The sequence below is a fragment of the Promicromonospora sp. NPDC059942 genome (assembly GCF_042731755.1).
Lineage (GTDB): Bacteria > Actinomycetota > Actinomycetes > Actinomycetales > Cellulomonadaceae > Promicromonospora.
This window is the reverse complement of the sequence record NZ_JBHWLR010000010.1, coordinates 182,925-197,055: the sequence shown is the minus strand read 5'-3', so window position 1 is coordinate 197,055 and position 14,131 is coordinate 182,925. Positions and strand designations below refer to the sequence as shown.

General features: G+C 73.5%; 12 protein-coding genes. 8 read left to right on the top strand and 4 right to left on the bottom strand.

Annotated features, from left to right (window positions below):
- Positions 1–475: 475 nt before the first annotated feature.
- Genes ACFV9Q_RS17935 through cobA form a run of 3 tightly spaced genes read left to right on the top strand, consistent with a single transcriptional unit; the run spans position 476 to position 4,438 of the window.
- Positions 476–2,221, top strand: coding sequence for a nitrite/sulfite reductase (locus ACFV9Q_RS17935; protein WP_377235490.1), 1,746 nt, complete (start codon positions 476–478; stop codon positions 2,219–2,221).
- Positions 2,218–3,078: a phosphoadenylyl-sulfate reductase gene (locus ACFV9Q_RS17930; protein ID WP_377235489.1), complete on the top strand. Its 861-nt coding sequence runs from the start codon at positions 2,218–2,220 to the stop codon at positions 3,076–3,078. Before ACFV9Q_RS17935 ends, ACFV9Q_RS17930 begins: the two co-directional genes overlap by 4 nt.
- Positions 3,071–4,438, top strand: a complete 1,368-nt coding sequence (gene cobA / locus ACFV9Q_RS17925; protein WP_377235488.1) for a uroporphyrinogen-III C-methyltransferase — start codon at positions 3,071–3,073, stop codon at positions 4,436–4,438. Before ACFV9Q_RS17930 ends, cobA begins: the two co-directional genes overlap by 8 nt.
- A gap of 71 nt (positions 4,439–4,509) precedes the next feature.
- On the opposite strand, the gene ACFV9Q_RS17920 is transcribed toward cobA, so the two are convergent.
- Positions 4,510–5,205 (bottom strand): LuxR C-terminal-related transcriptional regulator, encoded by a 696-nt coding sequence (locus ACFV9Q_RS17920; protein WP_377235487.1) that lies wholly within the window; start codon positions 5,203–5,205, stop codon positions 4,510–4,512.
- Positions 5,202–6,704: a PspC domain-containing protein gene (locus tag ACFV9Q_RS17915; RefSeq protein ID WP_377235486.1), complete on the bottom strand. Its 1,503-nt coding sequence runs from the start codon at positions 6,702–6,704 to the stop codon at positions 5,202–5,204. The genes ACFV9Q_RS17920 and ACFV9Q_RS17915 overlap by 4 nt, the downstream gene beginning before the upstream one ends.
- 136 nt (positions 6,705–6,840) lie before the next feature.
- Here ACFV9Q_RS17915 and ACFV9Q_RS17910 point away from each other — a divergent pair, with 136 nt between their 5' ends.
- Positions 6,841–8,469 carry a PspC domain-containing protein gene (locus tag ACFV9Q_RS17910; RefSeq protein WP_377235485.1) on the top strand — a complete coding sequence of 543 codons (1,629 nt, stop codon included), beginning with the start codon at positions 6,841–6,843 and terminating at the stop codon, positions 8,467–8,469.
- Positions 8,470–8,480: 11 nt separating this feature from the next.
- A complete protein-coding gene (locus ACFV9Q_RS17905; protein ID WP_377235484.1) occupies positions 8,481–9,140 on the top strand; it encodes a hypothetical protein in 660 nt (219 codons plus the stop codon).
- Here ACFV9Q_RS17905 and ACFV9Q_RS17900 read toward each other — a convergent pair.
- Entirely contained in the window at positions 9,137–9,580 is a 444-nt protein-coding gene (locus ACFV9Q_RS17900; RefSeq protein WP_377228600.1) for an aromatic ring-opening dioxygenase LigA, read from the bottom strand. The two genes, ACFV9Q_RS17905 and ACFV9Q_RS17900, sit on opposite strands and share 4 nt — an antisense overlap.
- 81 nt (positions 9,581–9,661) lie before the next feature.
- Between ACFV9Q_RS17900 and ACFV9Q_RS17895 the strand changes: the two genes are divergently transcribed.
- From ACFV9Q_RS17895 to ACFV9Q_RS17885, 3 genes are all read left to right on the top strand, one after another.
- Positions 9,662–10,816, top strand: a complete 1,155-nt coding sequence (locus ACFV9Q_RS17895) for a glycosyltransferase family 4 protein (RefSeq protein ID WP_377235483.1) — start codon at positions 9,662–9,664, stop codon at positions 10,814–10,816.
- 237 nt (positions 10,817–11,053) lie between these two features.
- Positions 11,054–11,677 (top strand): prepilin peptidase, encoded by a 624-nt coding sequence (locus ACFV9Q_RS17890; protein WP_377235482.1) that lies wholly within the window; start codon positions 11,054–11,056, stop codon positions 11,675–11,677.
- A gap of 192 nt (positions 11,678–11,869) precedes the next feature.
- A complete protein-coding gene (locus ACFV9Q_RS17885) occupies positions 11,870–12,415 on the top strand; it encodes a hypothetical protein (protein ID WP_377235481.1) in 546 nt (181 codons plus the stop codon).
- Between the two features lie 63 nt (positions 12,416–12,478).
- On the opposite strand, the gene guaA is transcribed toward ACFV9Q_RS17885, so the two are convergent.
- Positions 12,479–14,071, bottom strand: a complete 1,593-nt coding sequence (gene guaA / locus ACFV9Q_RS17880; protein ID WP_377235480.1) for a glutamine-hydrolyzing GMP synthase — start codon at positions 14,069–14,071, stop codon at positions 12,479–12,481.
- Positions 14,072–14,131: the final 60 nt, after the last annotated feature.

Sequence of the window (14,131 nt, the reverse complement as noted above, 5' to 3'; positions counted from 1 at the left end):
GCGGCCGATTCCGACGGCCGCGGCCTGTGGAAAGCCGTTAACAGGTTCGTTACATGAACTTTGACCTCCGATGACACTCGCCCATCGCGACGCTCGGCGGTTCCCGACTGTTTTGGTAGGGAAATGCATAGGCAACATTGATGCACTCGATAGACATCCACTATATGGACATGGTCTTCCGCCCTTCCGAACCCGCGGTTACGGTCTTCGCCATGACCAAGGCAGCGCGCATCTCCCTCGTGACACGGCGTCACGAGATGCCCATGTGTGCCATGCCGACCTGTGCCTGCGACCGCTGTCGCAGCTGTCAGCCCTGACGCGCCCCTCGCCCCTGCAAGGTCAGCGCGCGCCGCCGGCCCGCAGCGCTGAGTCCCTGGTCATCCCCGGGAACCGGCTTCTTGTGCCCGCACGACGCGCACCACTCCCCCCAGCACGCTCCACGCCCGCGCGCCCCGCACCGAACAGGACCCCGCACATGGTGAACACGGCCCCCACCCCGCCCGAGACCCGCACCCCTGCACGGCGCACGCCCACGACGTCGAAGCGCCCCGCCCGGCCGAACGGCCAGTGGAAGGTCGACGGGACCGCGCCGCTGAACCACAACGAGGAGTTCAAGCAGGAGTCCGACCCGCTGGAGGTGCGCGACCGCATCGAGCGCATCTACGCCAAGGAGGGCTTCGACGCGATCCCCGGTGACGACCTGCACGGCCGGTTCCGCTGGTGGGGCCTGTACACGCAGCGCAAGCCCGGGATCGACGGCGGCAAGACCGCCACGCTGGAGCCGCACGAGCTCGAGGACAAGTTCTTCATGCTGCGCGTGCGCATCGACGGCGGCGCCCTGACGACCGAGCAGCTCCGGACCATCGCGGGCATCAGCACGGAGTTCGGCCGCGGGTCGGCGGACATCACCGACCGGCAGAACCTGCAGCTGCACTGGATCGAGGTCGAGTCGGTGCCGGAGATCTGGCGGCGGCTGGAGGCCGTGGGGCTGAGCACCACGGAGGCCTGCGGCGACGTGCCGCGCGTCATCCTCGGCAGCCCGGTCGCCGGCGTCGCGAAGGACGAGCTGATCGACCCGACGCCCGTGATCGAGCAGATCCAGGAGCGCTTCATCGGCGATCCCGCCCTGGCCAACCTGCCGCGCAAGTTCAAGTCGGCGATCACCGGCCACCCCAGCCTCGACGTCGTGCACGAGATCAACGACATCTCGTTCGTCGCCGTGGACCACCCCGAGCTCGGCATCGGCTACGACCTGTGGGTGGGCGGCGCGCTGTCGACGGCGCCGCGCCTCGCGGAGCGCCTCGGCGTGTTCGTCACCGAGGAGCAGGCGCCCGACGTCTGGCACGGCGTGGTGCGGATCTTCCGCGACTACGGCTACCGCCGGCTGCGCAACAAGGCGCGCCTGAAGTTCCTCCTCGCCGACTGGGGCGTGGACAAGTTCCGCCAGGTGCTCCAGGACGAGTACCTGGGCTACGAGCTGCCCGAGGGCGTCGCCCCGCCGTCGCCCGCCTCGCTGGGGCTGGACGAGCGCGGCGACCACGTCGGGGTGTACGAGCAGCACGACGGCCGGTTCTACGTGGGCGCCGCGCCGACGGTCGGCCGGGTCTCGGGCGAGACCCTGGCCCGACTCGCCGACCTCGCCGAGACGCACGGCAGCAGCCGCGTCCGCCTGACGCCGCAGCAGAAGCTGCTGGTCCTCGACGTCGCGCAGGAGCAGGTCGAGCCCCTGATCACCGGCCTCGCCGAGCTGGGTCTCCAGGCCCGGCCTAGCCCGTTCCGCCGCAACACCATCGCCTGCACGGGCATCGAGTACTGCAAGCTCGCGATCGTCGAGACCAAGGCGACGTCGGCCGCGGCGATCACGCAGCTCGAGGAGCGCCTCGGGGACCTGTCGAACCTCAAGCCCCTGAGCCTGCACGTCAACGGCTGCCCCAACTCGTGCGCGCGGATCCAGACCGCCGACATCGGCCTCAAGGGCCAGCTCGTCATGGACGACGACGGCAACCAGGTACCCGGCTTCCAGGTGCACCTGGGCGGCGGCCTGGCCTCGACGGAGCGGGACGACGCCGGCCTCGGGCGCACCGTGCGCGGGCTCAAGGTGACCGCCGACGGCATCGGCGACTACGTCGAGCGGGTCGTGCGCCGGTTCGACGCCGACCACGAGGGTGACGAGACGTTCGCCCAGTGGGCGCACCGCGCCGACGAGGAGGCCCTCCGATGACGGCCCTCAACGAGGCGCCGACGTCGTCCGTGACGCTCTCCGGGGTCGGCGCCGGCGAGAACCCGCGCCTCGCGCGGGTCCGTGCCCGCGCCGCCGCCCGCGAGAGCACCCGTGACGCCCGCCGGGCCGCCCGGGCCACGCGCCGCCGTCGGACGCCGGAGGAGCTGCGGGCCGTCGTCGAGCGCGGACAGGCCCAGCTCCACGCCTCCACCGGCAGCCCCGAGGCCGACGCCGAAGCGGTCATCGCCTGGGCCGTGCGCGAGTTCGGGCCGTGGATGGCCGTGGCCTCCTCGATGCAGGACACCGTGCTGTCGCACCTGGTGGCGCAGCAGCTCCCGTTCGTCGACGTGCTGTTCGGCGACACGGGCTACCACTTCGCGGAGACCCTGGGCACCCGGGGCGCCGTCGAGATCGAGCTGGACGTCAACGTCGTGGACGTGCGCCCCGAGCTGACCGTGGCCGAGCAGGACGCCGCCTACGGACCCAGGCTGCACGACACCGACCCCGAGGCCTGCTGCGCGATGCGCAAGGTCGCGCCGATGAAGAAGGCGCTGGAGGGCTACGAGGCGTGGGCCACCGGCGTGCGCCGCGAGGAGACGGCGGCGCGGGCCAACGCGCCCCTCGTGTCCTGGGACGAGCGCAACGGCGTGGTGAAGATCAACCCGATCGCGGCGTGGACGGACGACCAGGTCGCCGCCTACGCCGCCGAGCACGGGCTGATCGTGAACCCGCTCCTGACCGACGGCTACCCGTCCGTGGGCTGCGAGCCGTGCACCGCGCGGCCCCTGCCGGGGCAGGACGCGCGCTCGGGCCGCTGGGCGGGGCGCGACAAGGACGAGTGTGGTCTCCATGTCTGAGGCCGCACAGTCCGGCGCGGCACGGACTGACGCCGCGCAGTCCGGCGCGGCGCAGTCCGACGGCGGCCAGATCTATCCGCTGGGGCTCCAGGTCGCCGGGCGGCTCGTCGTCGTGGTCGGCGGCGGTCCCGTGGCAGCGCGCCGGGTCCGCTCGCTCCTCGACGCCGGCGCGCGGGTGCGCCTCGTCGCGCCGCACGCCGTGCTCGGCGAGCAGGGAATCGCTGTCGCTTCGGAGTCCTCGGACGACGAGCTGGCGCCGGGAACCGTGCAGTGGGTCCGGCGCGAGTACCGCACGGGCGACCTCGACGGCGCCTGGCTCGCGCACACCGCGACAGGTTCCGCCGCGGCGGACCAACAGGTGGCCGACGACGCCGAGCGCGCCCGGATCTTCTGCGTCACCGCGGGCGACGCGTCCGTGGGCAGCGCGTGGGTCCCGGCCGTCGCCCGGACCACCCTGACCGACGGCGCCGAGGTGACCGTCGCGGTGACCGCCGGCCGGGATCCGCGACGTGCGCGGGCGATCCGGGACGCGGTGGCGGGCCAGCTCCAGTCGGGCGCGCTGCCGCTGCGGCGGCAGCGGCCCCGGGGCGGTGGCCCGACGGCGTCATCGACGACGTCGGGTGCCGCCGCGTCTGCCGCCGTCACACCCGGCCGCGTCTGGCTCGTCGGCGGCGGCCCGGGCGACACCGGCCTCATCACGGCACGTGGCCGCGCGGTCCTGGCCCAGGCCGACGTCGTCGTCGTGGACCGCCTCGGTCCGCGCGCGCTGCTCGACGAGCTCGCGCCCGAGGTCGAGGTGATCGACGTCGGCAAGACGAGCGGCAACCACCCGGTGCCGCAGCACGAGATCAACGCGCTGCTGGTCCAGCACGCGCAAGCGGGCCGCGACGTCGTCCGCCTCAAGGGCGGCGACCCGTACGTGTTCGGCCGCGGCGGCGAGGAGCTCGCGGCGTGCCGCGCGGCGGACGTCGAGGTCGAGGTCGTACCGGGCGTGACGTCGGCGGTCTCGGTGCCGGCGGCCGTCGGCATCCCGGTGACCCACCGCGGCGTCGCGCGCGGCTTCAGCGTCCTGACCGGCCACGACGGCGCCGCACAGGTACCCGGCGGCCCCGATCACACGCTCGTGCTGCTGATGGGCGTGACCCACCTGTCCGACACGGCGGCCGCCCTGATCACCGCCGACCGCCCGGCAGACACCCCGGCCGCCGTGGTCGAGGATGGCTACGGCCCCCGCCAGCGCGTCACGATCGGCACGCTCGCGACGATCGCGGCCCGCGCAGCGGCGGCGAACGTGAAACCCCCGGCCATCATCGTGATAGGCGACGTGGTCCGCCTGTCCCCGTCCTGGCCGCCCCTCTAGCTCGTTGAGTGCTGGGTATTTGTCGGCGCGAAGGCCATCAACCCGCAAATACCCAGCACTCAACGGAACGACTACAGCAGGCGGCGGGCTACCGCCCAGCGGGTCAGCTCGTAGCGGGAGCTGAGCTGCAGCTTCCGCAGCACCGCGCTGACGTGCGTCTCGACCGTCTTGATCGAGATGAACAGCTCGCTCGCCACCTCGCGGTACGAGTACCCGCGCGCGATGAGCCGCATGACCTCCTGCTCGCGCTTCGAGAGGCGGTCGAGCTCGTCGTCGGCCACGGCGATGTCGTTGGCGGACGCGCCGAACGCGTCCAGCACGAACCCGGCCAGCCGCGGCGAGAACACGGCGTCGCCGCCCGCGACCTGCACCACTGCGGACGACAGCTCCGACGGCGCGATGTTCTTCGTGACGTAACCGCGGGCGCCTGCCCGGATCACGGAGACGACGTCCTCCGCGGCGTCGGACACGGACAGCGCCAGGAACCGCACGCCCTCGGTCAGCAGGTCGGCGCACCGCTGCACCACCTCGGCACCGCCGCCGCCGTTGCCGCCGGGCAGGTGCACGTCGAGCAGCACCACGGGCGGGCGGTGCTCGTGCACCTGCGCCACGGCCGTGTCGACGTCGGAGGCCTCGCCGACCACGGTCACGCGGTCGTCCAGCGAGGCGCGCACGCCCGTGCGGAACAGGTGGTGGTCGTCCACGAGCACCACCGGTACCGGGAGCGGCACCAGCCCGCCGCCCGACGCCGTCGCCTGGGTTGTCATCTCGTCGCACCTTCCGCTGTGGTGGGCACGGCGTCGGGGGCCGTCTCGGCCTGCGCCCTGCCGTTCTTCTCGGTCTTCTTCTCGCCGTTCGCGGGCTTGCGGTCGCCGTTCGCCGGCTTGCGGTCGCCGTTGGCCGGCTTCCGGTCGCCGTTCGCGGGCCGGCGTTCGCCGTTCGCGGGCTTCTCCAGCGGCATCCGCAGCCGGACCTCGGTGCCCCATCCTTCCCGGCTGACGACGTCGGCGGTGCCGCCACGCCGTCGGACCCGCCCGAGGATCGACTCGCGGACGCCGAACCGGTCGACCGCGATCTCGTCGAGGTCGAACCCGTCGCCCCGGTCGCGGACGAACACCTCGGCCACGTGGTCGGAGACCTCCAGGTACACCGACACGGGCGGCTTGCCGTGCTTGAACGCGTTGAGCATCGCCTCGCGCGCCGCCTGGAGCAGCGCTGCGGTGCACTCGGTGGGCGGGCAGTCGCCCACGACCACGGTCTCCACGGTGAGCGGAGCCACGGCGTCCTCGATCTCCGCGACCAGGTCCTTCAGCTCGGCGGCCACGGACGTGCCCGGCTCCTGCCGGTCGTCGTAGAGCCAGCCGCGCAGCTCGCGCTCCTGGGCGCGGGCCATGCGGGAGACGGCCTCGGGGTCGTTCGCCTGGGCCCGGATCAGCGCGAGTGTCTGGAGCACGGAGTCGTGCAGGTGGGCGGCGATGTCGGCGCGCTCGGACTCACGGGCGCGGGCGGCGCGCTCGTCGCCGAGCTGCCGCACGAGCCGGATCCACCAGGGCACCGACACGAGCACGAGACCCGCCACCATGGCGACCGACGCGACGGTGGCCTGCATCAGCACGCTCACGGGCGTGTCCTGGCCCACGAGCATCAGCACGCCGAGCATGGTCAGCACCACGCCGCCGGCCAGGCGCAGCAGCGCCGTCCGCGAGCGCAGGAGCGAGCCGGTGCCGGACCCGCCGACCCAGCGGTCGCGGTCGGTCGCGTCGATCTGGCTCCAGGCCAGGGCCACGCCGCCGAGGCCGATGAGGGCGGGCAGCACCCAGGAGGCAACCGGGTCCCAGCCCGCGCGGTACGCGACGAGCAGCGCCGCGCCGGACAGCAGGGCCACGCCGAGCCAGATGTCGCGTGCCGCGAGCCGGGAGACCGGCCCGGACAGGCGCATGCGCTCGGCGAGGGAGGCGGCGTTGCGTTCCTGCGCGCCGGCGTCGGCGTCCGCGTCGGTGGTCAGGCGCGGCGCGAGCCGGGCACGGTCGGTGGGCACCGCGGCGACGGGCACGGTCGGCACGCCCGCGGGGATCGTCACCCACCAGAAGACGTAGGCGACCGCCCCGGCCCCGGCGAACCCGGTGAGCACGACGAACGCGATCCGGACCAGCCACACCGGCAGGCCGGTGTGCGCGGCCAGGCCGGCGGCCACGCCGGCCAGCCAGCGGCCGCTGTGTCCCGGCCCGGCCTTGCCGGGTCTGCGGAGGGTGAGTCTTTGGTTCACACCCTGATCGTCACATGTCCTCTGGCCCCTGAACATGGCTGAGCCGGGATCTCAGGGTCCTGCGCGGGGGTAACCAGGGTCGGTTCAGGGCAGGTCCCGATGCCGCATCGGCCGCCGGTCGACAAGCATGGATGTCATGAGCACCGACGAGACGCGTCCCGAGGACGCCACGAGAGAACCGGGTGGCCCGGCCGACGCCAGGTCTGTCGGCCCGGACCCGGTGGACCCCGCGTTCACCCCCGCACCTGACGCAGCCGCCGACCCGAACGCCGGCCCTGCACCCGTCGCCCCCGGGCAGCGGCCGTACCCGGAGACGGGCTTCTTCGCCTCGATCCGCCGCGGCCTGTTCCCGCGTTCCGACCAGCGCTGGGTGGGCGGCGTCGCCGGCGGTGTCGCCGAGCGCATCGGCTGGGACCCGCTGCTGGTCCGCGGCCTGCTGATCATCAGCTTCTTCCTGGGCGGCCTCGGCCTCGTCGCCTATGGCGTCGCCTGGGCGCTGCTTCCCGAGCGGGACGGGCGGATCCACCTGCAGGAGGCGGTGCGCGGCAACTTCGACGTCGCGATGCTCGGTGCGGTGGCTGTCTTCCTGGTCGGGTTCGCCTGGGGCGGCCCGCTGGGCTGGTGGGACAACGGCGGCTGGGAGTGGCTCGCCGCCATCTTCTGGCTCGCCGTCGTCGGGGTGGTGCTCTACCTCATCGTCCAGGGCGTGCAACGGTCGCGGGACAACAGGGTGGCCCGGAGCCAGGGTCACGTGCCGGGCACGCCGACCGGTACGCCGACGCCGGGGGCACCCACGCCGGGCACCCACGTCGGCACTCCGACGCCGGGCACCCCGACCCCGGGCGCTCAGTCCGGCACCACCGCCCCGTTCACGCCCGCGCCGCAGGTCGACTACCGCCGCACCGAGGGCCTGGTCTACGCGACCGGCGCCGGTCCCCGGCACCAGGGCCAGTCCCTGCAGTCGCCGTACCGCCCGGCCCCGACGGCGGCACTCCCGCCGCAGCCGGTCTACGCCGCGCCCCGGGTGCGGACGTCGCGCGGCCCTGGCGCCGCCGCCGTCGGCATCACGCTCGGCGTGATCCTGCTGGCGGGCGCGCTGCTCCTGGCGGCGGAGCGCCTGGGCGGCGGCAGCTACCTCGACGGCGCGACGCTCCTGGCCGCCTGGCTCGGCATCGGGACGGTGGCGCTCGGCATCGCGATCCTCGTCTCGGGTCTGCGCGGCCGCACCAGCGGCTGGCTCGGCTTCTTCGCGATCGTCGCCCTGGTGTTCGGGGTGGGGTACGTCGGCATCGCCGGCACCGCCGGGCCGCGGTGGGTCGACGACGCCGTGGTGAGCAGTCGGCACATCGAGGGCATCATCACCGAGAACGACAACCCGGACGCCGCCACCCTCACCGAGGGCACGATCGCCGTCCAGACGCTGCGCGAGGCCGAGAACGGCTTCTACGTGCAGTGGGGCGACCCGACCATCGACCTGTCGGAGCTCAACCTGTCCGGGGTCGAGCCCGGCGACCCCGTCGTGGTGCCCATCCAGCTCGGCGCGGGCCAGACCTCCGTGATCGTGCCGAAGGACGTGGCGGTCGAGGCGAACGCGTACGTCGCCGCCGGGGTCGTCCAGTGGAACGTCGACGACCAGAACCGCGCCACGAGCGGCGTCGGCTCCGACAACTACTTCGCCAGCGACGCAGTCGGCGACGAGGGCGCCGTGCTCAGCCTCGACATCGAGGCCGGCGCGGGCGAGGTCATCGTCTCCGAGAGCAACTGAGGGAGCACGCCATGACTGACCAGACGAACGACCGGAAGAACCCGAGCGAGACCCCCGGCGGGCCCGAGGGCCAGGACACGAGCGAGAACATGGACCAGCAGACCACGAACGACCCGGACACCACCCAGGTGCTGCCGGCCCAGGCCACCCCGCCCACCCAGAAGATCACGCTGGACGACTCCGGGCGCGAGCCCGAGGCCGCCGCGCCGGAGGGCGAGGTGCACCCCGCCTACGGCATCGCCGCGGCGCGGGTCGAGGCCGAGGCCGCGGCGGCGGAGATCCACGACGCCCCCGTGCGGGACGACTCCGACCCCCTCGCGCCCCTGCGCGAGCCGGCGCCCGGGGCGACCTCGGCGCCGGGGGCGACCCCTCCGCCGTCCGGCAGCGGCCCGGCCGCGACGCAGCCCGCGCCGGCCCAGCACGGGCCGGCCCAGCACGGGCCGGCCCACCCCACCAAGGCGGTCCAGCCCGCGCAGGCCGCCGCCCCCAAGCGCGGCCCGCGCGTGGGGACGGCGGTGTGGGGCCTGATCGTGATCGCGGTCGGGCTGGGGATCCTCGCGGTGGCGGCGGGCGTGGTGTTCGACCTGGGCGCGGCCCTGATCGTGCTGCTCGGCGCCGCCGGCGTGATCCTCGTCGCCGGTTCCGTGATCTCCAGCGTCCGACGGCGCTAGGGGGTCCGGGCCAGTCTCTGCAGTGCTCCACCGATCACGCCCAGGACGATCCCGAGCCCGACCACCAGGGCACAGACCCCGAACGCGACCACCGAGGTGAACAGCGACGCGCGCAGGAACGACGCGTCCATCACGGTGTCGCGGACGGGGTCGTCCTGTGCCAGCTCGGCGTAGGTCGCCCCGCCGGACGCCTCGAGGGCGTGGTGGTTGATGATGTCCGCCTGGGCGTAGGCCGTGAGCGGTCCCTGCACCTGCTGACCTGCGAAGACGCCCCCCATGAACGTGGAGTCGTCGGAGACGGTGATCTTCTCTGCCGAGAGCTGCGTCGCGACGAGAATCCACACGGCGATCCCCGCCACGATCATGATGATCGCGGCGACGATGACGAACACACCAGCACCCTTGACCCCTTTGACGGGGACTTTCGTGTAGTCGCTCATCCCGCAACGCTAAGTACGGACCACCCGCCGCGCGCGGCGTAGCACCAGGCAGGAGGACCGCCGGGTGCGAGGATGGCGGGCGTGCGCATCACCCACGTGTCCGACACGTACCTTCCGCTGCTGGGCGGGATCGAGTCCCAGGTGAGCCGCCTGGCCGCGCAGCAGGTCGCGGCCGGGCACGACGTCGAGGTCGTCACGACCACCCCCGCGGCGCCCGGCGCGCACGGGGTGAGCACCGCCGTCGAGGACGGCGTCGTCGTGCACCGGATCGCGGCGCGGATCCCCGGCGGCTGGCCGATCCACCCCCGCTCCACCGCGCACGTGACCACCCGCCTGCGGGCGGCGATCGACCGGGGCGAGCGACCCGACGTCGTGCACCTGCACATGGGCGTGCTCGCCCCCACGGCGCAGGGCGCGCTGCGGCCCGTGACCCGGCTGGGGCTGCCCGCGGTGCTGACCGTGCACAGCGTGTGGGGCAACGCGTCGCGCCTCTTCGCGGCCGCCGACGCCGCGGCGGGCTGGTCCCGCTGGCCCGTGCGCTGGTCGGCGGTCAGCGGGATGACGGCCGAACCCCTGCGCCGGCTGCTGCGGCCCGGGGCCGACGTCGCGATCCTGCCCAACGGCATCGACCTCGCCGCCTGGCGGGTGCCGCGCACCGAACGCGGGGACCGGCCCGAGGGTGCGGCCGTGCACGTGGTCTCGGCCGCGCGGTTCGCGCCCCGCAAGCGCATGCTCCCGCTGCTCGCCGCGATCGCCGAGGCCGTCGGCCGGCTCCCCGAGAGTGCGCTGTTCGTGACGCTCGCCGGCGACGGCCCGGAACGCGCCGCCGCCCGGAAGTTCGTCGCGGAGCACGGTCTGCGGGACGTCGTCTCCCTGCCCGGGCGCCTCACCGCCACCGAGCTCAAGCGGCTGTACGCGCGCGCCGACGTGTACGCCGCGCCTTCCTCCGACGAGGCCTTCGGGATCGCCGCGCTGGAGGCGCAGGCCGCGGGGCTGACCGTGATCGCCCACTCCCGGTCGGGCCTGGCCGAGCGCGTCGTCGACGGCGCCACCGGCCTTCTGGTGCCCGACGACGTCGCGCTGACCGCCGCGCTCGTGCGGCTCGCGGCCGAGCCCGACCTGCTCGACCGGCTGCTGGTGGCCGCGGCGACGCCGCCGGCGGGCGTGGACTGGCCGGACGTCCTGGCCACGACGGACCGGGCCTACGCGGAGGCGGCGACGCTGGCGCGCTCATGACGCCTGCCCGGCGCCCGACCCGACGCCCGAACCCGGCCCCCGAAGCTGGCGCCCGAACCCGGGCGGTCTCTCTCCCCTTCGAGGCCCGGGTTTCTCACTTTTCCAGGCCCCCAAAGACGAGAAACCCGGGCCTCGAAGGGGAGCCGGCCGGCCGCCGCAGCAAGATTCGGAGGGAGCCGGCAGGCGGCCGGTCCCCGTTGCGCTGCGCCGTGCGGGCCCCGCCGATAGCCTCCCCGGGTGAGCCCCTCCGAACCGGCCCCGACGAGCCCGGTCGAACCCTTCGCCCTCCGGCACTACCGGCGGGCGCGGGCCGAGGTCACGCCCTGGGCGCGGAGCATCGGCGTCGTCGCCGTGATCGCCATGGTGTGGGCCGTCTGGGCGAGCGGGCCGGGCTGGCTCACGCCCGCCTACCTGGTGCTCGCGGTCGCGGGCGCGGCGCTCGGTGTGATCGACGCGCACACCCACCGGCTGCCCGACGCGCTGGTGTTCCCCCTGACCTGGGCGACGGCGGCGCTGCTCGCCGTGGCCGCCCTCGGCACCGGCTCGTGGGGCGACCTCGGCCGCGCGGCGCTGGGCGGGATCGCGTTCTTCGCGCTCTACCAGGCGCTGTACTGGGTGTCCCCACGCGGCGGGATCGGGTACGGCGACGTCAAGCTCTCGCTGAGCCTGGGCGCGTTCCTGACGTGGCACTCGTGGACCGCGCTCCTGGTCGGCGTCTTCGCCGCGCACCTCGTGGCCGGCGTGGTCGCGATCGTGCTGCTGCTCGGCCGGCGCGCCGGCTGGAAGTCGGGCATCGCGTTCGGCCCGTACCTGCTGCTCGGCACCGCGATCGGCCTGACCTGGGTCCGCCTCACCGGCTGATCCGAACCCGCCGCTTTGCCGGCAAACGGGATCTCAGTGATTTCACCGAACAATGTCCGATAACCGGTCAACAATGCGGTGAAAACTGCTTTCCGGGTATCAGCGTGCGGGTGAAATCCTCGTCCTTCTATGACCGGCGACAACAGCGTCGCCGGCTGACATGGGGGATTTCTCATGAGGTACGCAGACAAGGTGAAGCGCAGTTCCCGCACCCGCCTGACCGCCGTGGTCTCGGGGGCGCTCATGGTGGTGGCGCTCGGGGCGGCAACGCCCGCCGTGGCAGGGACGGCCGACGGCGCGGGTGCCGCCGGGGTGCAGGTCGAGGAGGTGGGGTCGGCCGCGCCGGTGCTGGTGGCAGACCTGGCGGCAGCGCCGGCCTCCGTCACGGCGACGTACTACTGCGCGGTGCGGGACGGGCAGTTCGGGTGCACGAACGGCGCTCCCGGCGACGGGCTCGTGGTGGCCGAGTTGTACCAGCACGCCGAGTTCGGCGGGTGGCGCGTGGTCGTCTTCAACCCGGCGTACAGCTACGGGTGCTCCAGCGGCACCGGTGACAACGAGGGCGGCGCGAACCTCGGCACGTACCAGAACGCCGTCAGCGCGGTGAAGACGTACAACCACTGCGACGTGCGGCTCTTCGACGGAAATGCGAAGAGCGGCGCGGCGACCGGTTTCATCGACCGCGACAACAACCTCGGCAGCTTCAACGACCGGGCGAACTCGTTCGCGATCTCCTGACCGGGAGAGACACCAGGGAAAGAACTGCGGCCCCGCCCCGGGAAGGGGCGGGGCCGCAGGACGTCACTCCCACTCGATGGTGCCCGGCGGCTTGCTCGTCACGTCGAGCACCACGCGGTTGACCTCACGCACCTCGTTGGTGATGCGCGTCGAGATGACCGACAGCACGTCGTACGGCAGGCGCGTCCAGTCCGCCGTCATGGCGTCCTCGGACGAGACCGGGCGCAGCACGATCGGGTGGCCGTAGGTGCGGCCGTCGCCCTGGACGCCCACCGAGCGGACGTCGGCGAGCAGCACCACGGGGCACTGCCAGATCTCGTTGTCCAGGCCGGCCTTCGTCAGTTCCTCGCGGGCGATCGCGTCGGCGCGGCGCAGGATCTCCAGGCGCTCGGCCGTGATCTCGCCGACGATCCGGATGCCCAGGCCCGGCCCGGGGAACGGCTGGCGCGAGACGATCTCCTCGGGCACGCCGAGCTCGCGGCCCACCGCGCGGACCTCGTCCTTGAACAGGGTGCGCAGGGGCTCGACCAGCTCGAAGTCCAGGTCGTCCGGCAGGCCGCCCACGTTGTGGTGGCTCTTGATGTTGGCCGCGCCCTCGCCGCCGCCCGACTCGACGACGTCGGGGTACAGGGTGCCCTGCACCAGGAACTTGACCTCTTCCCCGTGCGCGCCCGCCTCGGCGACGATGTCCCGCTGCGCGTCCTCGAACACGCGGATGAACTCGCGGCCGATGATCTTGCGCTTGGTCTCCGGGTCGCTGACGCCGGCGAGCGCCGTCAGGAAGCGCTCCTTCTCGTCGCGGACGATCAGGCGGACGCCGGTCGAGGCGACGAAGTCGGTCTCGATCTGCTCGACCTCGCCGGCCCGCATGAGGCCGTGGTCCACGTGCACGCAGGTGAGCTGGTCGCCCACGGCCTGCTGCACGAGCGCGGCGGCGACGGCGGAGTCGACGCCGCCGGACAGCGCGCAGATCACTCGGGCGCTGCCGATCTGGGCCTTGATGGCCGCGACCTGGTCGGCGATGACGTTGCCGGGGGTCCAGTCGGGCTTGAGCCCGGCGCCCTCGTAGAGGAAGTGCTCCAGCACGGTCTGGCCGTGCGCGGAGTGCCGCACCTCGGGGTGCCACTGCACGCCGAACAGGCGGCGGCGGGTGTCCTCGAAGGCGGCGACGGGCGAGCCGTCCGACGTCGCGAGCACCTCGAAACCGACCGGCGCGCGGTGCACGGCGTCGCCGTGGCTCATCCAGGCGGTCTGGTGCTCGGGGGTGTCGGCGAGCAGCACGCCCGAGGCGCACACCTCGACCTCAGTGCCGCCGAACTCGCTCAGCCCGGTCTGCGCGACCTCGCCGCCGAGCGCCTGCGCCATGGCCTGGAAGCCGTAGCAGATGCCCATGACGGGCACGCCGGCCTCGAAGAGCTTGGGGTCCACGAACGGGGCGCCGGCCGCGTACACGGAGGAGGGGCCGCCGGACAGGATGATGGCCGCGGGGTCCTTGGCGAGCATCTGCTCGACCGTGAACGTGTGCGGCACGATCTCCGAGTACACCTTGGCCTCGCGCACGCGGCGCGCGATCAGCTGGGCGTACTGCGCGCCGAAGTCGACGACGATGACCGGGCGGGGGGTCTGCGGCTGGTTCTCAGGGGCAGTGGACGACACCCGGCAAGTCTAAGTGCCCGACGGCGGCCCGGCGCCCCACGGCGGAGTTACGTCCCGCAC

What these genes read in the sequence shown, in the direction of transcription:
- ACFV9Q_RS17930 (WP_377235489.1), top strand. Translation starts at nt 2,218, where the DNA reads ATGACGGCCCTCAACGAGGCGCCGACGTCGTCCGTGACGCTCTCCGGG.
- ACFV9Q_RS17935 (WP_377235490.1), top strand. Translation starts at nt 476, where the DNA reads ATGGTGAACACGGCCCCCACCCCGCCCGAGACCCGCACCCCTGCACGG.
- ACFV9Q_RS17905 (WP_377235484.1), top strand. Translation starts at nt 8,481, where the DNA reads ATGACTGACCAGACGAACGACCGGAAGAACCCGAGCGAGACCCCCGGC.
- cobA (WP_377235488.1), top strand. Translation starts at nt 3,071, where the DNA reads ATGTCTGAGGCCGCACAGTCCGGCGCGGCACGGACTGACGCCGCGCAG.
- ACFV9Q_RS17900 (WP_377228600.1), bottom strand. Translation starts at nt 9,580, where the DNA reads ATGAGCGACTACACGAAAGTCCCCGTCAAAGGGGTCAAGGGTGCTGGT.
- ACFV9Q_RS17910 (WP_377235485.1), top strand. Translation starts at nt 6,841, where the DNA reads ATGAGCACCGACGAGACGCGTCCCGAGGACGCCACGAGAGAACCGGGT.
- ACFV9Q_RS17920 (WP_377235487.1), bottom strand. Translation starts at nt 5,205, where the DNA reads ATGACAACCCAGGCGACGGCGTCGGGCGGCGGGCTGGTGCCGCTCCCG.